Annotated in this window: 20 protein-coding genes; 8 read left to right on the top strand and 12 right to left on the bottom strand. The window is 72.2% G+C overall.

The features are described from left to right. The first annotated feature begins 161 nt into the window (after positions 1–161). Positions 162–1208 (top strand): sensor histidine kinase, encoded by a 1047-nt coding sequence (locus tag QRX50_RS39855; protein WP_285968244.1) that lies wholly within the window; start codon positions 162–164, stop codon positions 1206–1208. 61 nt (positions 1209–1269) lie between these two features. Continuing rightward, the gene (locus QRX50_RS39850; protein WP_285968243.1) at positions 1270–1638 is read left to right on the top strand and encodes a response regulator; all 369 of its coding nucleotides are present in this window, start codon (positions 1270–1272) and stop codon (positions 1636–1638) included. A gap of 15 nt (positions 1639–1653) precedes the next feature. Here the strand turns inward: QRX50_RS39850 and QRX50_RS39845 are convergent, their stop codons facing one another. Both QRX50_RS39845 and QRX50_RS39840 read right to left on the bottom strand, forming a co-directional pair. Then, the gene (locus QRX50_RS39845; protein WP_285968242.1) at positions 1654–1983 is read right to left on the bottom strand and encodes a hypothetical protein; all 330 of its coding nucleotides are present in this window, start codon (positions 1981–1983) and stop codon (positions 1654–1656) included. An 80-nt stretch (positions 1984–2063) separates the two neighbouring features. Beyond that, a complete protein-coding gene (locus tag QRX50_RS39840) occupies positions 2064–2711 on the bottom strand; it encodes a response regulator transcription factor (RefSeq protein WP_285974679.1) in 648 nt (215 codons plus the stop codon). A gap of 210 nt (positions 2712–2921) precedes the next feature. Between QRX50_RS39840 and QRX50_RS39835 the strand changes: the two genes are divergently transcribed. Genes QRX50_RS39835 through QRX50_RS39820 form a run of 4 tightly spaced genes read left to right on the top strand, consistent with a single transcriptional unit; the run spans position 2922 to position 7644 of the window. Further along, on the top strand, positions 2922–4205 hold the full coding sequence (locus tag QRX50_RS39835; RefSeq protein ID WP_285968241.1) for an MFS transporter: 1284 nt from the start codon (positions 2922–2924) through the stop codon (positions 4203–4205). Beyond that, entirely contained in the window at positions 4202–5368 is a 1167-nt protein-coding gene (locus QRX50_RS39830) for an acyl-CoA dehydrogenase family protein (RefSeq protein ID WP_285968240.1), read from the top strand. Before QRX50_RS39835 ends, QRX50_RS39830 begins: the two co-directional genes overlap by 4 nt. Next, positions 5369–6874, top strand: a complete 1506-nt coding sequence (locus QRX50_RS39825; RefSeq protein ID WP_285968239.1) for a class I adenylate-forming enzyme family protein — start codon at positions 5369–5371, stop codon at positions 6872–6874. Next, complete coding sequence (locus QRX50_RS39820) at positions 6871–7644, top strand: enoyl-CoA hydratase/isomerase family protein (protein ID WP_285968238.1); 774 nt, start codon at positions 6871–6873, stop codon at positions 7642–7644. Before QRX50_RS39825 ends, QRX50_RS39820 begins: the two co-directional genes overlap by 4 nt. A 171-nt stretch (positions 7645–7815) precedes the next feature. Here the strand turns inward: QRX50_RS39820 and QRX50_RS39815 are convergent, their stop codons facing one another. From QRX50_RS39815 to QRX50_RS39780, 8 genes are all read right to left on the bottom strand, one after another. Continuing rightward, positions 7816–9036: a TetR/AcrR family transcriptional regulator gene (locus QRX50_RS39815; RefSeq protein WP_285968237.1), complete on the bottom strand. Its 1221-nt coding sequence runs from the start codon at positions 9034–9036 to the stop codon at positions 7816–7818. A gap of 398 nt (positions 9037–9434) precedes the next feature. Further along, a complete protein-coding gene (locus QRX50_RS39810; RefSeq protein ID WP_285968236.1) occupies positions 9435–10262 on the bottom strand; it encodes an LLM class flavin-dependent oxidoreductase in 828 nt (275 codons plus the stop codon). Positions 10263–10371: 109 nt separating this feature from the next. Beyond that, positions 10372–11205 (bottom strand): peptidoglycan-binding protein, encoded by an 834-nt coding sequence (locus tag QRX50_RS39805; RefSeq protein ID WP_285968235.1) that lies wholly within the window; start codon positions 11203–11205, stop codon positions 10372–10374. An 87-nt stretch (positions 11206–11292) separates the two neighbouring features. After that, positions 11293–11760 (bottom strand): DUF8820 family protein, encoded by a 468-nt coding sequence (locus QRX50_RS39800; RefSeq protein WP_285968234.1) that lies wholly within the window; start codon positions 11758–11760, stop codon positions 11293–11295. A gap of 30 nt (positions 11761–11790) precedes the next feature. Then, the gene (locus QRX50_RS39795) at positions 11791–12984 is read right to left on the bottom strand and encodes a DUF6745 domain-containing protein (RefSeq protein ID WP_285968233.1); all 1194 of its coding nucleotides are present in this window, start codon (positions 12982–12984) and stop codon (positions 11791–11793) included. A 123-nt stretch (positions 12985–13107) separates the two neighbouring features. Further along, complete coding sequence (locus QRX50_RS39790; RefSeq protein WP_285968232.1) at positions 13108–13746, bottom strand: HD domain-containing protein; 639 nt, start codon at positions 13744–13746, stop codon at positions 13108–13110. Positions 13747–13852: 106 nt separating this feature from the next. Beyond that, positions 13853–14299, bottom strand: coding sequence for a MarR family winged helix-turn-helix transcriptional regulator (locus QRX50_RS39785; RefSeq protein ID WP_285968231.1), 447 nt, complete (start codon positions 14297–14299; stop codon positions 13853–13855). Positions 14300–14313: 14 nt separating this feature from the next. Then, on the bottom strand, positions 14314–15537 hold the full coding sequence (locus QRX50_RS39780) for a carboxypeptidase regulatory-like domain-containing protein (protein ID WP_285968230.1): 1224 nt from the start codon (positions 15535–15537) through the stop codon (positions 14314–14316). A 147-nt stretch (positions 15538–15684) separates the two neighbouring features. Between QRX50_RS39780 and QRX50_RS39775 the strand changes: the two genes are divergently transcribed. Together QRX50_RS39775 and proC are read left to right on the top strand one after the other, a co-directional pair. Continuing rightward, positions 15685–16686 (top strand): proline racemase family protein, encoded by a 1002-nt coding sequence (locus QRX50_RS39775; protein ID WP_285968229.1) that lies wholly within the window; start codon positions 15685–15687, stop codon positions 16684–16686. Further along, positions 16683–17492: a pyrroline-5-carboxylate reductase gene (proC, locus tag QRX50_RS39770; protein WP_285968228.1), complete on the top strand. Its 810-nt coding sequence runs from the start codon at positions 16683–16685 to the stop codon at positions 17490–17492. The genes QRX50_RS39775 and proC overlap by 4 nt, the downstream gene beginning before the upstream one ends. A gap of 7 nt (positions 17493–17499) precedes the next feature. Here proC and QRX50_RS39765 read toward each other — a convergent pair whose 3' ends face one another. Both QRX50_RS39765 and QRX50_RS39760 read right to left on the bottom strand, forming a co-directional pair. Next, the gene (locus tag QRX50_RS39765; RefSeq protein ID WP_285968227.1) at positions 17500–18399 is read right to left on the bottom strand and encodes a MurR/RpiR family transcriptional regulator; all 900 of its coding nucleotides are present in this window, start codon (positions 18397–18399) and stop codon (positions 17500–17502) included. Positions 18400–18493: 94 nt separating this feature from the next. Further along, positions 18494–18721 carry a three-helix bundle dimerization domain-containing protein gene (locus tag QRX50_RS39760; RefSeq protein ID WP_285968226.1) on the bottom strand — a complete coding sequence of 76 codons (228 nt, stop codon included), beginning with the start codon at positions 18719–18721 and terminating at the stop codon, positions 18494–18496. Between the last annotated feature and the right edge of the window lie 32 nt (positions 18722–18753).

Genomic DNA, 18753 nt, shown 5'->3' with positions numbered 1-18753 from the left:
CCGCCGCACCCCCCGCACCGTGGCGGCACCCGCGGTCCGGCCATCCCCCCGTCATGGCCGGACCGCGGCTCGTGGGTTGTGGGGCGCGGGTTCGGCGAGGGCGCGCACGCCGGCGCGGGCGTGGGTACGGTGAAGGCCTCCGACACCGTCGGGAGGGCGCCGTGGAATCTCCCCGTGAAATGCTCGAGCTGATCCTGCACACGGTCCCGCATCCGGTTTGGGTGATCGACCACGGCGGGGCGATCGTCTTCGCGAACCCCGCGGCCGTGGCGGCGCTCGGTTACGGCGACCTGGCCGAACTGCGCGGGCGCCAGAGCCACGAGACGGTGCACCACCACCATCCCGACGGTTCGCCGTTCCCGGCGTCGGAGTGCCCGATGCTGCGGTCGCGCCAGGCCGGGGAAACCGTGCACAGCGACGAAGACTGGTTCTTCCGGCGGGACGGCTCGATGTTCCCGATCGAGTGGTGGTCGGCCCCGCTGGACCTGCCCGGCGGCCGCGGCGCGGTGCTCGCCTTCGAGGAGACCACGCGGCGCCGGGCGGCCGAGCAGGCCGTGCGCGAGCGTGACGCCGCGCGGATCCGGGCGGCCGAGTCGCGCGCCACCGGCCGGCGCATCGTCGAGAGCGCGACGGCGGCCCGCCGGCAGCTGGCCCGCGACCTGCACGACGGCGCCCAGCAACGGCTCGTCGCGCTGCTCATCGACTTGCAGCTCGCCCGTGAGGAGTTCGCCGCCGCGCCGGATCGTGTTCCCGGGCTGCTCGACGAAGCCGTCGAGCACACGCGCGCGGCCATCACGGAGCTGCGGGAGCTCGCCGCCGGGATCCACCCGGCCATCCTGTCCGCGCGCGGGCTTCGCTTCGCTGTCGAGGCCCTCGCCTCGCGCGCGGCCCTGCCGGTGGTGGTGACCGGGTCGGTCGAGGTCGAGCTGGCCGAAGGGGTCGAGGCGTGCGCCTACTTCGTCGCCGCCGAAGCCCTCACGAACGCGGTCAAGCACTCGCGCGCGTCGCAGGTCACGGTGACCGTGGCGGCGACCGGGCCCGTGCTCACCGTCGAGGTGTGCGACGACGGCGTCGGCGGCGCCGTCGCGGGCGGATCCGGTTCCGGCCTAGCCGGCCTGGCCGATCGCGTCGACGCGCTCGACGGCCGGCTCACCCTGTCCTCCCCACCCGGCGGCGGAACCGCGCTGCGCGCCGAGTTTCCCCTCTGAGTGCGTGAACTGTGGGGACACCCCCATGGCGGGGCCGAAAGCGGAAAGGGACCCTTGAGCGATGCCGCCCACCGCCCTGATCGTCGACGACGACCCCGGTTTCCGGCGTGCCGCGCGGCGCCTGCTCGCCGCCCGGGGCTTCGAGGTCGTCGCCGAGGCGGCCGACGCGGGGCAAGCCCTGGAAGCCGTGCGCGCCCATCACCCCGACTGCGTGCTCCTCGACCTCCACCTCCCCGACACCGACGGCCTCTCGGCCGCCCGCGCGCTCGCCGCGAGCCCCGCCCCGGCGCCCCGGATCCTCGTCACCTCGACCGAGCCGGCCGACTTCGCCACCGCCGACCTGACCGCGCTCGGGATCGTCGCCTTCGTCGCCAAGGACCACCTGGCGACGGCCGACCTGCCGGCGTTGTTCGGCTTCTCGGCCGCCTGACCCCTCGGCGCGCGGTCAGCCATGATCGTCGAACGGTTCGTCGCTCCAGCGAAACCACGCTTTGCCGTCCTCGACGTGGAGGAGGAACTCGGCCACCGGGCCACGCGGCGACAGCAGGCTCAGTGTTCCCGTGATGCGATCGTAGATCCGTTCCCAGGCGTCCAGGTGATCGTCCAAACCGGACTCGATCAGCTCCAGTTCTTCGTCGAACAGCGGCTTGACTTCGGCGAAGGCGGGCCGCGGCACGAACCGACCGAGGAACCAGGGCATACCAACGCCCTCGACCACGATCTCCCCGACGAGTTCGTCGCCGCGAACCAGCCGCCACACCTCGTCGGAAGCCACGCCCGCCCCTCCCCGCCACCCACTGTCCGGGCGCAGCATGGCACGCCTCACCGACAATTCCGGCCCCCGGCCGGCGGCCGTCAGCTCCGCAGATACCGCAGCACAGCCAGCACCCGCCGGTGCCGGCTGCTTGCTGACTGGTGCAGGCCGAGTTTGCTGAAGATCCCCGTCACGTGGCGTTCCACGGCGGGCACGGTGACCACGAGCTTCTCCGCGATGCCGACGTTGGAGTGGCCCTGGGCCATGAGCGCGAGGACGTCGCGCTCGCGGGGGGTCAGGTCGTCGAGCGGGCTGCCGACGCGCTTGCGCCCGACGAGGCGGGCGATCACGTCCGGGTCGAGGGCCGTGTCGCCCGCGGCCACGCGCCGCACGGCGTCGATGAGGACCGCCGGGTCGGCGACCTTTTCCTTGAGCAGGTATCCGACGCCTTCCGCGCGGTCGCCGACGAGCTCGAAGGCGTAGCGGTCCTCCAGGAACTGCGACAGCACGATCACTCCGACGTCCGGGTCGGAGGAGCGGATCTCCAGCGCCGCGCGCAAGCCGTCGTCGGTCAGGTCCGGGGGCATGCGGATGTCGGTGATCAGCACGTCGGGCCGGTGGGCGCGGACCTGGCGCAGCACGTCGGGCGCGTCCGAGGCCACGCCGGCGACGGAGAAGCCGGCGCGTTCGAGGACGCGCACGATCCCCTCTCGCACCAGGGCCTGGTCCTCGCCGACGACCACCCGGATCCGTTCCGCCATCGGGCTCACGCTACCGGGGCCGCCCCGCTCGGGCTTGCCCGGAAAACCCGCCCGGCGGGCGCGAGTGCGGTCCGTGCCGGGGCGGTGACCGGCCGCTGCGCCGCCGGACCGTGACCGCGAACCCCCTTGAACTCTGGCTAACGACGAGTTACCGTCCGCCTAACCAGTATTCACCTCCCGCAAAGAAGCAGGTGGCCCATGTCCGAAGTGGCGACCAACGCCCCGGCCGGCGTGGCCGGGTCCGCCTACACCCGAAGAGAGCGTGGTCTGATCATCGCGGCCGCGGTCAGCGGCTGGGGGATGGAGTACTTCGACCTCGTGATCCTGTCGCTCGTGGCCGGCGACGTCGGGAAGACGTTCGGCGTCTCCACGGCCGCGGTGGGCGCGGTGTTCACGGCGCAGCTCGCCGCCACGGCGATCGGCGGCATCCTGTTCGGCCCGCTGGCCGACCGGTTCGGGCGCCGCAGGGTGCTCACCTGGACGATCTGGATCTTCGCGATCGGCACGGGGCTGGGCGCGCTCGCGCCGAACTTCGGGCTGTTCGTGGTGTGCCGGATGATCGCCGGGATCGGGATCGGCGGCGAGTGGGCCATCGGGTTCGCGCTGCTCAACGAAGCGTGGTCGCCCAAGCGCCGCGGCCTCGCCGGCGGCATGGTGCAGGCCGCGATCTGGCCCGCCTACGCGATCGGCATCTTCGTCGCCGGCGCCGTGCCGAACTGGCGCTGGGCCTTCGCCATCGGCGCGCTGCCCGCGCTGGCCGCGGTCGCGATCCGGCTCGCCTGTCCGGAATCGAAGCAGTGGCTCGAGCTGCAGCGGGCCAAAGCCGAAGGCCGGAAGGCCGGCACCGTCGCGTCCCGCGAGCCCGCGACCGCCGGACTCGCGCTGCTGTTCAAGAAGAACGCGCTGAAGATGGTCGTGCTCGGCACCGTCGTGGTGTTCGGTGCGCAGTACTCCTACTACGTCTACTCGTCCTGGATGCCGACCTTCCTCAAGACCGGCCTGCACCTGGGCGCGGGACCGACGCAGACGGTGCTCTACGTCAGCGCCGCCATCTCGCTCGTCTCCTACATCGCGGCCGGCGCGCTCGGTGACCGGTGGGGCCGGCGCAAGGCGCTGCTCGCCTTCGCCTCGGTGCAGCTGGTCGCGTTCATCGCCTTCGCCGTGCTGATCGCCACCGGCGCCGCGACCGGGTCGGTGATCGCGATGTACTTCGTGATCTCGTTCGGGCTCGGCTACTTCGCCGTGTTCGGCACGTGGTTCGGCGAGCTGTTCGCCACGCCGATCCGGGCCACGGGCTCGAGCTTCTGCTACTCGGTGGGCCGCGGCATCGCGAGCTTCGGGCCCGGGATCGTCGGCCTGCTCGCCGCCCGCTACGGCCTCGGCGGCGGCATCTCGACCGGCCTGTTCGCCGTGGCACTGATGATGATCACCGCGTTGTTCCTGGCCGACCGCTCCGGCCGGGCCATCACCGCGGCGGAATGAGGAAGGGGACCGACTTGCAGCACCTCTGGAGGGACCACGTCGACGAGCGCCTCGCGCTCGAGGCCCGCGAGTTCACGCGCGAGCACGTGGCTCCGGTCGCGGACGCGCTGGACCGCGACGACCGCTACCCGCTCAACCTCGTGCGGCTCACCGCCGACCGCGGCTGGAACTCGATGACGCTCGACCCGCGTTACGGCGGCGAGGGCCGCCCGATGACGGAACTGCTCGCCGTGCTGGAGGAGCTCTCGGTCGCCAGCGCGATCCTAGGCATCTCGCTCATCACGATCTTCCAGAGCCAGCGCTGCATCGAGCTCTACGGCGAGGAGTCGCTCAAGGAGCGCTACCTGCCGCGCTACGCCGGCGGCCTGCCCGCGTCGTTCGCGCTGACCGAGGACGGGCACGGCAGCGACATCCGCACGCTCGACACCAAGGCCCACCGCACCGACAAGGGCTGGGTGCTCAACGGCGAGAAGGCCTTCATCACCTCCGGCGCGGCCGCGGAGCTGTTCGTGGTGCTCGCCGAGACCGACGTCGGTGTCTCGACGTTCGCGGTCACCAAGGACACGCCGGGCGTGTCCAGCTACCAGGGTCACGAGGCCGAGACGTTCGGGCTGCGCAACGGCCCGCACGTCAACCTGGTGCTGGAAGACGTCGAGGTGCCCGCCGACCACCTCATCGGCACCGAGGGCCGCGGCCTCAAGCAGGTGATGGTCACCCTCGCCAACTCGCGCACGCTCGCCGCCGGCATCAGCCTCGGCATCGCGCGCGCGGCGTTCGAAGGCGCGCTGAAGTACGTGGACACGCGTTCCGCGTTCGGCACGAAGGTCCTGGATTTCCAAGGGATCCAGTGGTACTTCGCGGAGCTGGCCGCACAGATCGACGCGACTCGGCTGCTCACCTACGAAGCCGCGCGCGACCTCGACGCGGGCCGCGACATCGCGCGCTCGTCCTCGTCGGCGAAGCTGCTGGCGGCCTCGCTCGCCACGAAGGTCGCCTCCACGGCGGTGCAGGTGTGCGGCGCCCACGGCACGCGCGAGACCCAGCCGTTCGGCCGGTACCTGCGCGACGCGAAGGCCTACGAGGTGGCCGGGGGGTCGGCCGAGGTGCTCAAGAACACCGTCGCGAAGAGCCTGGTCAAGGCCGTCAGGGTGGAGGATCGGTAGATGTTCGCGGCAACACTGAAGCAGCGGTGCGAGACCAGCGGTGACGCGCCGTTCCTGCTGCAGGACGACAAGGTGATCAGCTGGGCCGGGCTGCTCGACGTGGTCACCCGCACCGCGACGCTGCTGCAGAGCAACGGTGTGCGTGCCGGTGACCGCGTGCTGCTCGCCTGCGGCAACACGCCGACGTTCCCCTACCTGTGGTTCGCGCTGCGCTGGCTCGGCGCCACCTGCGTGCCGCTGCACAACCAGGCGACCGGCGCGCACATCCGCCAGGTTGTGGCCGACGCGGGCATCGAGTTCGCCGTCGGCGACACGGCGAGCATCGCGCGCCTGGTCGCCGACGCGGGCTTCGACCCCGGGCACACGCTGGGCTTCGCCACGGCCGGCGAGCTGGAGCACGCCGTGGCCGGCCTCGCGCCGCACCCGATGCACGAGGCGGAGCTCGACGCCGAGAGCAGCCTGCTCTACACCTCGGGCACCACCGGCCCGCCCAAGGGCGCGGTGCTGTCCGACGGCGCGTTCCTCGCCGGCGGCCGGGAACTGGCCGACGCGATCGGGATCCGCGCCGACGACCGGATCATGGTGGCGCTGCCGCTGTTCCACACCAACCCGCAGGTGTACGCGGTGATGACCGCGATCGCGACCGGCTGCTCGTTGGCGCTGCTGGAGAAGTTCGAGCCGGCGAAGTTCCTGGAGCAGGCGATCCGGTACGAGGCCACGGGATTCACCTACGTCGGCACGATGCTGGCGATGCTCGTGCGCAAGCTGCCCGAGCACATCCCGCCGCACAAGCTGCGCTTCTGCACCGGCGGCGGCGCGCCCGTCGGGCTGTGGACCACGATCGAGGACCACGTGGGCGTCGAGGTCCACGAGCTCTACGGCATGACCGAGACCGGCGGCTGGGTCACGGCCAACCGCTCCGGGCAGCGTCGCCGCGGGACCTGCGGTACCGTCCGGCCCGACATGGACCTGGCGATCCTCGACGCGAACGACGTGCCCGTGGCACCCGGCGAGCCCGGGCAGATCTGCGTGCGCCCGCGTGCGGCCTCCGTGCTCTTCGACGGCTACCACGGCAAGGCCGAGCTGACACTGCAGAAGGTCCGCAACCTGTGGTTCCACACCGGGGACATGGGCGCGGTAGACGACGAGGGTTACCTGGTTTTCCACGGCCGGGCCGACGACATGATCCGCCGCGCCGGCGAGAACGTGCGGCCGGCCGACGTCGAGGCGGCGATCGCCGAGCACCCGGCGGTGGACGAGGTGGCCGTGGTCGGTGTGCCCGACGAGGTCGTGGGCCAGGAGGTCCGCGCCGTCGTGGTGCCGCGCGGCGAGTTCGACCCGCTCGCGCTGCCCGCGTTCCTCGACGGGAAGCTGCCGAAGTTCGCCTGGCCACGCTACATCTCGGTGCGTCCCGCACTGCCCAAGACGGCGACGCAGAAGGTCCGCTCGGCCCTGCTGCGCACGCACGAATCCGACGACGTCGATCTCCGCGGAGCCCGCTCATGACCGAACCCGTGCTGTACGAGGTGACCGACGGCGTCGCCGTGCTCACCCTCAACGCGCCGCGCAAGCGCAACGCCATCGACGGCGCGCTGGCCGGCGCGCTGATCGACGCGTGCGAACGCATCGACGCCGACCTCTCGGTCGGCTCGGCCGTGATCCAGGGCGCCGGCGGGTACTTCTGCTCGGGTGGCGACCGCGACGAGCTGGCGGCGATCTCGGCCGCCCCCGCGTCGGACGAGGGAATCCGGGCCACGCAACGGATCTACGACGCGTTCCTCCGCTTCGGTGCGCTGAAGGTGCCGACGGTCGCCGCCGTGCGCGGCGGCGCGGTGGGTGCCGGGATGAACCTCGCGCTGGCCGCCGACGTGCGCGTGGTGGCCGAGGACGCCGTGCTCGCGTCCGGCTTCACTCGCCTGGGCGTGCACCCCGGCGGTGGGCACTACACGTTGCTGACGCGCGTCGTCACGCCGGAGGCCGCAACGGTGCTCGGTGTGCTGGGCGAGTCGGTGAACGGCCGCCGCGCCGTGGAGCTCGGACTCGCCTACGAAGCGCAGCCCGACGAGGAGGTCGAGCCCCGCGCCCTCGCGCTCGCCGCTCGCGGCGGCACCGACCCGGCCCTCACGCGGGCGGCGATCCGCAGCCTGCGGGCGGAGGTCGGCCCGCCGGCGTTGAGCTGGCAGGCGGCCGTGCCGCTGGAGCAGAGCGCGCAGCTGTGGTCGTTCGCCCGCAAGGGCTCCGACCGCTGGAAGGGCACCGAGCGCGCGAGCGACTGAGCCGCGCGCACAAGACCTGTGGCCGCGGAACCGGACGGGCGCGGCCACCGGAAAGCCGAAGGGCGACCGGCTGCGAGAACACCGGTGGCGGGGGAGGACCTGAAGGAGGAGGGGGAAGGTCCACCCCGCCATCGGTGTCCGTCCACTGTGTCCGCACAAACAGGGGACGCTTCAGACCGCCACGCTCGTCAGCGCCGACAGCGCGAGCCCGACCGTCCACTCGGGACGCTCCGGTACCGCCGCGAACCGCCGCGAGCGGGCCACGGCGTCGATCAGCTCCATCACCGCGAGGCTCGCGGTCTCCGCCACCGCTTCCTCCACGCCGGGGTTCACCGCGAGCACCGCGCCCACCCAGTAGTCGAGGTAGCGCTTGCGGTCGCGGCGCACGGCCTCGCCGAGGTCTTCCGGCACGTGGTGCTCTTCGGTCATCCACACGGCGATCAGGTCGCTCTTCGCGATCGCCGTGCGGACATGTGTGGTCACCAGCCGTTCGAGCACCTCGTGCGGGGTCCCGTCCGAGGCCATCGCCAGCGCGCCGCCCCAGCACAGCTCGTCGGCGATCTCCTCGACCACAGCGGTGAGCACGGCCGCTTTGCTGGGGAAGTGGCTGTAGATCGACGGACCCGCGATGCCCACGCCCGCCGCGATGTCGTCGATGCCCACGGCGTGGTAGCCGCGCTCGCGGAACAGCTTCGCCGCTTCGTCGAGGATGGCGCGGCTGCGCGTGTTCTCCGCCGCGGCCGGTGATTCCCGGTCGACCACGCGGATTTCCGGCAGGCTCTTCGGCGGTTCCGGCGCGAGCAAGGTGGCCAGCAGCACGGTTTCCAGCGTCGCCGCGTGGGCCGAGAGCCGGCGTCGCGGCAGCGCGGGCACGCTGTTGAGCAGGCCCAGCGCGGCGCGGATCCGGAACTCCGCCTGGCTCGTGGTCAGTTCCGGCCGCGCGTCGACCAGCACGCGCAGCCACAGGCCGACACCCTCGACACGCACGGCCACCAGCTCTTCACGGACCTCGCTCGTGAGGTAGTGGGCCTCCTGGTGCCACAGGCGCACCACGTCGGGGCGCTCCAGCACGACGCCGACCACCGACGTCGCCAGCCGCCGCAGCACCTCTTCGGTGTCGCCGCCCTGCGCCAGCGCGAGCACCTCGCGGTTGCGCCAGGTGAGCACCATTTCGCGGATGGGTTCGGCGAGCAGCGCGCGCTTGTCGGGGAAGTGCTTGTACACCGCACCGGCAGTGATGCCGACCCGCTCGGCGATGTCCGCCACGGAGACCCCACCGTAGCCGCGTTCGCGGAACAGCCGGGCCGCGGCCGCGAGCAGCTCGGCGCGGCGGTTGGGACGCGCGGACGGCGAGGACTGCCGCTTCGTCCCGCGAACTTCCGCCCGGCTCACTCGTTCTCCTCATCGCGTCAGCACCGTTCCCACCAGGTTAGCGGTCGCGCGCCGCGACGGCTGGCACAACCAGGTTTCGGGAACCGTCGCCAGGGCCGCTGCTTCTGGAACTGGAACCGCACGCGCCCCGGACCGTCGAGTGGCACGACGAGGGTGCCAGGACCGCAGGACCGCGTACAGGAGCAGCAAGACGACCCCGGCGGCCAGGAGCGCGAGCCCAGGTGTCCGCCCATGGTCCGCACGGCGCCGTCGCCCGGCTTCAGCCAGGTGAGGGCGATCGAACACGCCCTGGCCTGCGCGGTGGCGGCGGGAGGAACGGGATGAACCCCGTGCCAGGACCCGAGACGGTCACGAGGTTTCCACCACCCTCGAGTCCGAAGTGGACCCAGCGGCCCGCGTCACTTGCCGGTGAGACGCGCCACGAGCGGAGCGAACTCCTCGACGAACGCACTGTTCACGGTGAAGTACGACACCCCGAGCTCTTCGCGGCGGCGTTCGAGCTCGGCGGCCATGGCGTCGACGTCACCGGTGAGCACGGTGAGCGAATCGCGCTCGATGAGGGTTTTCGCGTCGAGGCCGCCGAGGAAGCGGCTCATCCACGGCGGCGCTTGTTCGCCCACCACGAAGATGTTGAGGGACAACTCGATGTCGTCGGCGCGAGTACCCGCCGCCGCGCGGATCTCGTCCACGTACCCGGCCATCTCGGTGCGCGTGGTCAGCACGCCCCCGGCGAGCGTGACGATGTCGGCCTTCGCCGCGGCCAGCCGGCGGGCCTTGGGACCGCCGGCCGCGATCATCACCGGGGTGTGCGCGGAGCCGTCGAGGCGCCGGACGTGGTCGATGGTCTCCGACACCTGGTCGAGCCGGTCCTGGCCGGAGCCGTAGGGCAGGCCCAGTTCGTCGGCCGCCTGGCGCATCGTGGGCAGGCCGGTGCCGAGGCCGAGCTCGAAGCGGCCGTCGGTGAGCTGCGTGAGGCTGTGCGCCTCCCACGCGGCCGCGCGCGGCGTGCGCAGCGGGCTCGCCAGCACGAACGAGCCGACCCGCAAGGTCGTGGTGACGGCCGCGGCGATCGCCAGCGCCGCCGTGGGCGAGGGCAGGTTGAGGTTGTCGGGTGAGAGCAGCGTCGAGTAGCCCAACTCCTCCGCGCGCCGCGCCGTGGCCTGCCACTTCGCGCCGCTGCCGTCGGCCGCCGCGACCACTCCGAACCGGAACGCCTTGTTCGCCATGGAAGCACCCCCCGTAGTCGATGGTCCCGATACAACCACCGCGGGGGGTGCGGGTGCCACCACGGCACGTCCTCGCCGGCTCCGGCTGAAACCGGCGAGGCCGCCGCCGTCAGCCGCGCTGGTACTCCTCCCAGGTCTGCTTCGGGTTCACCGCCGGGCCGTCGTCCGCGCCGCGTCCGGCCAGGCCGTTGAGGCCCAGGTAGTAGTCACCGGTCTGGTGCTGGGCACCCGAGGACAGGTCCGGGTCGGAAATCGCGACGGCGTGGATGTGGTAACCCCAGTCGGCCTGCTCCGGCGTGCGCAGCCACGCCGCGAACCCGACCTGGCGCAGGGTCTTGACCACGCTCGTGCGGGTCGCGGTGGACAGGCCCGCCACCGAGACGTCGAACGTGCCGCCGCCGTCGTGCGTCCCGGCCGACGCGTCGACGCCACCCGGGTTGTACGAGCCCTGCGTGAGGCTCAGCTGGCGCCCGAGCAGGCCTTCGGCGGCCACGAGCATGGTCTTGGTGCGGGTGTTGAGCGTGACGCCGTGGTAGGTCACGTGGCTGCCCGCGGCGATCACGGCGGTGACGGTGTACCGGCCGTCGCCCAGCTTCTCCAGCGACGTGCGGCCGGGCAGGCCCGAGGCGTCGATCCCGGTGTAGCCCAGCGACTTCTGGTACTTCGCGTACCCCGTGATGGTCGTGGTGCCGAAGTACCCGTCCACGTACTTCGCGTCGAGCAGTCCCTTGGCCTGCAGCGCCTGTTCGACCAGCAGCACGCTGTCGTGCGCGCCGGGGGTCTGCGTGCTGTCGGCGCGGCGCGGGTCGATCTGCGCGGCCTTGAGCACGGCCTCCATGCTCGCCGCGGGCAGCGCCTGCGTGGCCGCACCGGCCGAAACCGGTGCGGCCACGCCGAGCGCCGCCGCCGCGAGCGCGGTCAGTGTGACGACCTTCCTGAGCATCCCTGGTCCTCTCGTCCGCGAATGAATCCGGGCAAAGAATCATGGAACGGGATACAAGGGACGTACAACTCGAGTACCGCGCCGGTTTCAGTCGGCGATCAGCAGCCTGGTCAAGGTCACCCCTCGCTCCTGCTGGCGCCGCACGAGCCACCGGCCCGGAGCCACCCCGCTGCCGCCGTGCTCGGGGTGGATCAGGTAGGCGGGCGCGGAGCTCTCGAACACCGCGATGCCCAGGTTCAGCGGGTCGCGGATCGACGAGGTCCACCGGCAGGTGCCGGGATCGGCCACCAGTGTGTGCGGGTTGCGTCCGTCCACGCCGCGCACCAGTTCGACACCGCCGCGCGGCACGGGCTGCCACCACGCGCTGGTGCGCAGCACGACGGTGCTTGCGACAAGGGCGTGCGGGATCACGATGAGGTCGCCTTGGGCCTGCAGCCCGTCGAGCACGGGAACGGCGACTTGGCGTTGGAGGTGCTCCAGCACGTCGAGGCCGGAGCGGTCGAGGAGGTCGGCGAGGCTGATGGTCTGGGTGTCCAGTGTGGATACTTCGGTCATGGTGATCACCTTGGGGTTTCGAAGGGAAGGTCAGGTCCGGCGAAGCAGCCCGGTGTACTGGGCTCCGGTGAGCCCGTAGGACCAGCCGGCGGCGTCGACGGGGTCGTCGAACCACGGCGGCACGGACAGGCCGTAGCGTCGGCGGGTGCCGTCGCGTTCCACGGATCCGTTGACGGCGAGCAGCAGCCTGCGCGCGATCGTGCCGGGTGCGCGGGGCACGTCGTAGAGCAGCAGTTCGGAATCCGGGTTGCCGGGGTCCGGCGCCCGTGCGACGAACGCGAGGCCCGCCCGCTCGATGTAGCCATCCCAGCCCAGGCGCTCGACGGCGCAGCGGCGGATCTCGATGTTGCGTTCGGTGTTGATGGCGTCGGCCGTCACGTCTTCGATCACCCACGGCGGCACCGGCGTGCCGTGCCACGCATACGCGCGCCAGCCGTCGGGATAGGCGATCGCGGGACCGTCGGCGGCGTGCATCCGCAACTCGCCGTACGCGGAGCCGGGCACGGGTTCGGTGCGGACGACGACCGGGCGCTCGGTGAGCACGCACACGTCGTCGCGGGGCCACCACCAGCCGCACGAACGCACGGTTTCGGCCCACAGACCGAAAACCCGCTCAGGCTCCTGTCCAAAGTGTACGCCAATCCGGCGGTGGGCATCGTAGTGCGCCACCCAGTGGGCCTCGTGCTGGCCGTACCAGCCGAGCCCGATCGGCTCGCGCAGCTCGGCCCTGATCGTGGCGGCGACCGAACCGAGAACGCTGCTGCGCAGCGCACCCCGCACGCCGTGGGCGAGCAGGGCGTCGAGTGCGAGGCCGCGATCAAGCGCTTCTGGGGGATCTTCCGGCGGGATGACCGGTCGCCGCGACGAGTGGTCGGAGAAGTCGATCCGTCGGTTGAGCCGCGCGCGCAGCTCTGACAACGAGTTGGCGAGGCGGCTTTCCAGCCAGGTCGGTGTCCCTGCCGAGAGTGTCCGGCTCGGTGGCACGAGTTTCGCTGCCGCACCAGGGGAATCGACCCACACGAACGTCGGGGGAGGCTGATCGACGAGCTCGTAGAGCGCGCTGATCGCGGCCTCGGCGGCCGGCCGGTCGGCGGGCTCGCACGAGAGGGCGTGGGCGAGCCATTCGGCCCGGGCGGCCTCGGCGATCTGCCAGCGAACCCGTGATGGGTCAAGGATTTCAGAGTGGTCCAGAGTGCGGGCTCCCGGCCCGCGGGGCGCGGTCACCGCGCGAGGGCGAGCACGCCCTTTCCATCAGACATACCGCGATCATGACACCAACCGGGGTTGCCGCGCAAGCGTTTTGGCCGCCACCGTGTCCTCGGGGCGCACGGCAGCGGCCGGCCGGCGTCACTCTTTCCAGTCGGAGTTCTCGATCACGTCGACGAAGTCGGTGTGCTTGAAGCCGGGCACGAAGTGCTCCAGCACGTCGGCGTTCACGGTGCCGAACGTCGAGTCGGGACGGTGGGCGAACCCGTCCTTGAACGCCTGCAGGATCCGGCGCTTGAAGTCCGGGCGCGGGTGCGCGGCGGTCACGGCGGCGATGTCCTCGCCGGACACGCGGTCCAGGTGCAGGCCGAGCACGTCGGTCTCGACGCCCGCGGTGGTGGCGGCGATCTCGGGCGCCATCCGGTAGGGCACCTCGGGCGTGGTGTGCAGCGCGATCGACGTCCACACCAGGTCGGCGTCGGCGGCCGAACGGCCGTGCGCGAGCAGGAACTCCCGGGCCTGGTCGGCGCCGTCGATTTCGAAGCGCTGCTGCTCGCTGCGCCACGGCGGCACGAGACCGGTGTCGTGGAAGAGCGCGGCCACGTAGAGCAGCTCCGGGTCGGGGTCGATGCCGAGGGCGCGCGCCTGCAGGCTGCCGAAGAGGAACACGCGGCGCGAGTGGTTGAACAGCAGCTCGGTGGACTGCTCGCGGATCAGCGACGTCACCTCGGCGACGAGCTCCGTGTCCGGCACGGTGATCCCGGCGATCGTCTCGGTCATCACGACTCCCTGGGTGAGAAACGGTGTGGTCCTCCCACCTTGCCTCGCGCGAGCCCTCCTCCGCAGGGTCCGGACCGGCCACGAACCCCACCAATAGGGACATCGCTCAGGCGTGCGCGATCCTCCGCAGCACGTCGGTGAACGCCGTGCGCTGCTGCGCGCTCAGCTCACCGAGCAACGTGTCCTCGGTCTCGGCGACGAGCGGCGCGACCCGGCGCAGCACCGCGGCCCCGTCCTCGGTGATCCGCAACAGCTTGCGGCGGCGGTTGCCCGGGTCGACGCGCCGCACGACGTGGCCGCGCTCCTCGAGCCGGGCGAGCAAGGGTGTGAGCGTGGCCGTGTCGATCCGCGTCGCCTCGGCCAGCGCCGCCTGGTCGAGATCGGGTGAGGCCCGCAGCACCCGCAGCGCGACGTACTGCGGCGGCGTCAGCTCGCGCACCGTGTCCTGCCAGCGCGCGGTGTAGGTGCGCAGCGCCTGGCGCAGCAGGTACAGCGGAGCGTCGCCGAGCGGGCGCTCGCCGTCCTCGACGTCGTGGTCCGGTCCGGTGTCCATGGCTCAAGGCTGCCTCATGCGGCGCGGGCGTACGCGGGCGCCAGGGTGAGGTCCACGGTTGTCGCGCCACTCGCGGGCACCGTCAGCGCCCGCGTTCGCGGCAGGAACCCCTCGGCGACGGCGGTCAGCGTCACGTCGCCGGGCGCCAGGCCGGTCAGGTGGAACCGGCCGCGGCCGTCGGTGTCCGACCGCGCGGTGACGGCGCCCTGCGGATCCGTCACGACGAGGACAGCCGGAGCGCTGACGTGACCCGAAATCTCCCCGGTCGAAGCCGGCCGCCCGGGCTCGGCGGTGGCGGCGCGGCCGCGTTCCCGCACGTGGATCAGGAAAGCGGCACCCGCGGACCACGCCAGCAGGGTGAGGACCGGCACGAGCAGGTGGGCGCCGTGGAAGTAGTCGAGGTCCGACAGCGCGCGCACCGCGGCGCCCGGTGGCAGCGCGGCCGACGCCCACCGCGCCGGTTCCGGCAGCAGGTTCACGCCGAGCACGCCGCCGCTCGTCGAGTTGCCGACGGTGAGCAGCAGCAGCGTCGACATCGGGATGCCGATCGCGCCGAACCACGTGCCCAGGGCCTTCGTCGTCAGTGCCGTCGCGGCCGAGAGGAGGCCGAGGGTCAGCGCGAGCGGCACGAACGGTGCGGGCAGCGCGCCGAGCACCGGCCCGGCCAATGTGGCCGCGACGATCCCGGACAGCACCGCGAACCCCGCGAGCGCCGCCATGCGGTGGCGCAGCCGGACGCGCCGCGCGGCCCCCAGGAGGTTCTGCGCCAGTGCGAACGACGCCAGCGTGACGCCGAAGGCCACGTAGAAGCCCGACATCCCCTTGCTGTCGAACACCGAGAGCGGCAGCACGTCGGTGACCACCAGTGGTTGCCCGCGGTGCTGCGCGAACGCGGTCACCAGCTTCTCGGCCGCGGACACGGTCGTGGCGCCGCTCGCGCCGGCGACGTCCAGCCGCAGGTGCCCGGCCTGGTCCGTCAGCGTCGCGACGGCGTCGCCGTGGCGCAGCAGCGCGTCGCCCGCGGCCTGGTCGGCGACGGGCACGACGGCCACGGCCGGCCCGGTCGCTCCGGCGAACTGCGCTTGCAACGAGGTCCCGGTCACCGCGACGGGCATCTGGTAGGGCTGCGGGCTGCGCTGGAACCCGACGTAGAGACCGATGAACACCAGCACCAGCAGCAGGGAGATCCCCAGCGGCTGCCACCACCAGCGATGCCGGGCGAGCACGGAAGTCTTCATGCCCGAGTCAACTATTCGTGCACGAATAGTATTCCGGACAAGCGGCGGCGGTGACCGCGCGCACAGGTCTTCCCGTAGTGAAAACTACCATGTACTGTCACCTGTCATGAACACTACAGCGAGCCTGGAAGGTCCACAGTGGACGCGGTGACCGTCACCGATTACCACACGGCGGGGGAGCCCTTCCGCATCGTCACCGGTGGGGCGCCGGAGATTCCCGGCACGACGGTGCTCGAACGGCGCGAGGTCGCGTGCTCGACGCCGGCCATCGACGCGGTGCGCGAGCTGCTCGTGCGCGAGCCGCGCGGGCACTCCGCGATGTACGGCTGTTTCCTGGTGCCGCCGCAGACGGCCGGGTCGTTGTTCGGGGTGCTGTTCTGGCACCGCGAGGGCTACTCCACGGCCTGCGGGCACGGCACGATCGCGCTCGGCGCGTGGGCCGTGCGCACCGGCCGCGTCGAAGCGGCGGCCGACGGCGTGACCGAGGTGCCGATGGACGTCCCGTCGGGCCGCGTCACCGCCGCCGTGACGTGCGAAGGCGGCGAGGTGCGGAAGGTGGCCTTCCGCAATGTCGACACGACCGTGCTCAGCCGCGGCGTCGAGGTCAGCACGAAAAGCGGGCCGGTCTCGGTCGATCTCGCCTACAGCGGCGCGATCTACGCGTGCGTGCCGGCGTCCGCGTTCGGCCTCGAAGTGGTCCCCGAGCACCACACCGAGCTCGTGGCCGCCGGCCGCGAGGTCAAGGCCGCCCTCAGCGGCACGCTGTGGGCGCGCTACGCCGCGGACAGCCGGCTCGGCGGCGTTTACGGCGTGATCCTCTACGACGACCTCGGCGACACCGCGACCGGACCGCACCAGCGCAACGTGACCGTGTTCGCCGACGGTCAGGTCGACCGTTCCCCTTGCGGCTCCGGCACTTCCGCGCGGCTGGCGCTGCTCGCGGCCGAGGGCCGGCTGCGCGAGGGCGACGTGCTCACCCACGGCTCGATCATCGGCACCACCTTCACCGGCCGGATCCTGCCGACCGGCGGCACCGGCACCGACGGCGGCGTCGCCACGGAGATCGAAGGCACCGCACACCTGGCCGGCGAGAGCGTGTTCACGCTCGACCCGGCCGACGAACTGGGAACGGGGTTCACCCTGCGATGACGAAACTGGCCATCATCGGCGGCGGCAACATGGGCGAGGCGCTGCTCGCCGGACTGCTCGCCGGCACCGAACCGAGGTTCACGGCGGCCGAGGTCGTCGTGGTCGAGCTCGCCGAGGAGCGCGCCGCGTATCTGCGTGAGCACTACGGCGTGGCGACCACGGCCGAAGCCGGACCCGCGATCCGCACGGCGGAAACCGTGCTGCTCACGGTGAAGCCGTACCACGTGGACGATCTGTTCGCCGCGGTCGCGGACGACGTGAACGACAACCAGCTGTTCGTCTCGGCCGTCGGCGGCGTGCGCACGTCGCGGCTCGAAGCGCTGCTGCCGGGCAAGTCGCCGGTCGTGCGCTGCATGCCCAACACGCCGGTCTCCGTCGGCCGTGGGGTGGTGGCGATCAGTGCGGGCACGTACGCGGGCGAGGCGGAGCTCGACTACGCGCAGTCGCTGTTCGAGCCGGTGGGCAAGGTAGTGCGCGTCGAGGAATCGCGCATGGACGCCATCACGGCGCTGTCGGGCAGCGGTCCGGCGTACTACTTCTTCCTCACCGAAGCGCTGATCGAAGCCGGGATCCTGCTCGGCCTGCCGCGCGCGCTGGCCGAGGAGCTCGTGAAGGCCAACGCCGCCGGCGCCGCCGAGATGCTCCAGGTCCCGGACGCCGACGCGGTGCGCATGCGCGCGGCCGTGACGAGCCCGGGCGGGGCGACGATCGCCGCGATCCGGCAGTTCGAGGAACGCGGGGTGCGCGCGGCGGTGATGGCGGCGATCGAGGCGGCCCGCGACCGGGCCGCCGAGATGGGGCGCTGAGCTCGGGTCACTCCCGGCCGGGCCACCGCGCCCGCATGTCGCGGGGCACCAGGGCGGTGCGCAAGGCGGTCAGCAGGTCGATGTTGTCGGAGACGGCTGCCGGGTCCTTGCGCGCCAGCCCCGCCATCAGGCAGTCGACGACCAGTGTCGCCCCGAGTCCCTCGTGCGTCAGGCCGCTGACCGAGTGCACGGCCGCGAGGACGACGTCGACCTGGTCGCCGAGCGTGGGCCGCAAGGAGTTGGTCACGAGCAGCACGCGCGCGCCGACCGAGCGCGCGTGCTCGGCGAGAGTTTTGACGTCGTGCAGGAGCCGGTCGGGCACGCACAGCACCACGACGTCGTTCTCCTTGAGGCGCAACAGGTCGTCGGCGAGCCGGAAGCCCGTGGCCGAGGTGCTCCAGGCGCGCCGGCCGAGCCGGTGCAGGCGGGTCACGAGGTATTGCATCGGCAGCTCGGACGGGCCGAGGCCGTACCCGAGCACCTCGGCCGCGGAGTCCAGCAGGTCCACTGCGGCGGTGAACTCGGGGTCGGCCAGCAGCCGGCGCGTCTCCGTGAGCCGTTCGAGCGACTCGGTGAGCACCTGGTCGAGCAGGGCGTCGGTGTCGTCGCCGGTCCGCTCGATGCGCTCGCGCAGGCGCGTGGCCGGGTTGGTGTCGCCGACGACGTACCGGCCCACGACGCGCTTGAGCTCCGGCAGGCCGGAGTAGCCCAGCGCCTTCACCGCGCGGACGACCGTCGCGTCGCTCGTGCCGCTCAGTACGCCGAGGTCGCCGGCCGTGGACAGCAGGATCGCCTGCTGGTGGCTGCGCAGGTACTCCGCCACGCGCTGCTCGGCCGGCGACAGCCCGGCGAGCCGCTCCTCGACACGAGCGCTGAGCGAGTCGGTCCGGTCGTCGTGGGCGGTCACGACCCGACAGCCTACCGAGCAGCGGTTCCGGCTCGCCGCACCGGACGGTCAGTGCACAGTGGACGGTGGCGGGCGCTGAATTTTCAGCGCCGCGTCAGGCGGGCTGCGGGCGGCCCAGCGCGGCGCGGACGGCGCGCTCGACCAGGATCGGCACGAACGCCTGGATCGGCGCGTCGGTGAAGCGGGCCCGCTCGCGCTGCACGAAGTCGTGCACGGACTCGGCGCCGATGGCCGCGAAGTCGCGGCTGAGGCGGTCTTCCAGGTGCCCGAAGGGGGTGTCGGGCTGCTCCGGGGCCAGGGCTCCGAGGGTCTGCGTGCTCATGAAGCCTCCTGGCGTCACCCGATGGAGGTTTC

It is taken from the genome of Amycolatopsis sp. 2-15 (assembly GCF_030285625.1).
GTDB lineage: Bacteria > Actinomycetota > Actinomycetes > Mycobacteriales > Pseudonocardiaceae > Amycolatopsis > Amycolatopsis carbonis.
Note: the sequence above shows the minus strand (reverse complement) of the source record. Positions and strands in the feature narration are given on the sequence as shown.

Bases quoted from the DNA above. Each gene is read 5' to 3' on its own strand.
- QRX50_RS39825 (WP_285968239.1), top strand. From the start codon at position 5,369: ATGTTCGCGGCAACACTGAAGCAGCGGTGCGAGACCAGCGGTGACGCG.
- proC (WP_285968228.1), top strand. From the start codon at position 16,683: ATGACGAAACTGGCCATCATCGGCGGCGGCAACATGGGCGAGGCGCTG.
- QRX50_RS39760 (WP_285968226.1), bottom strand. From the start codon at position 18,721: ATGAGCACGCAGACCCTCGGAGCCCTGGCCCCGGAGCAGCCCGACACC.
- QRX50_RS39820 (WP_285968238.1), top strand. From the start codon at position 6,871: ATGACCGAACCCGTGCTGTACGAGGTGACCGACGGCGTCGCCGTGCTC.
- QRX50_RS39785 (WP_285968231.1), bottom strand. From the start codon at position 14,299: ATGGACACCGGACCGGACCACGACGTCGAGGACGGCGAGCGCCCGCTC.
- QRX50_RS39790 (WP_285968232.1), bottom strand. From the start codon at position 13,746: ATGACCGAGACGATCGCCGGGATCACCGTGCCGGACACGGAGCTCGTC.
- QRX50_RS39830 (WP_285968240.1), top strand. From the start codon at position 4,202: ATGAGGAAGGGGACCGACTTGCAGCACCTCTGGAGGGACCACGTCGAC.
- QRX50_RS39800 (WP_285968234.1), bottom strand. From the start codon at position 11,760: ATGACCGAAGTATCCACACTGGACACCCAGACCATCAGCCTCGCCGAC.
- QRX50_RS39850 (WP_285968243.1), top strand. From the start codon at position 1,270: ATGCCGCCCACCGCCCTGATCGTCGACGACGACCCCGGTTTCCGGCGT.
- QRX50_RS39835 (WP_285968241.1), top strand. From the start codon at position 2,922: ATGTCCGAAGTGGCGACCAACGCCCCGGCCGGCGTGGCCGGGTCCGCC.
- QRX50_RS39810 (WP_285968236.1), bottom strand. From the start codon at position 10,262: ATGGCGAACAAGGCGTTCCGGTTCGGAGTGGTCGCGGCGGCCGACGGC.
- QRX50_RS39780 (WP_285968230.1), bottom strand. From the start codon at position 15,537: ATGAAGACTTCCGTGCTCGCCCGGCATCGCTGGTGGTGGCAGCCGCTG.
- QRX50_RS39805 (WP_285968235.1), bottom strand. From the start codon at position 11,205: ATGCTCAGGAAGGTCGTCACACTGACCGCGCTCGCGGCGGCGGCGCTC.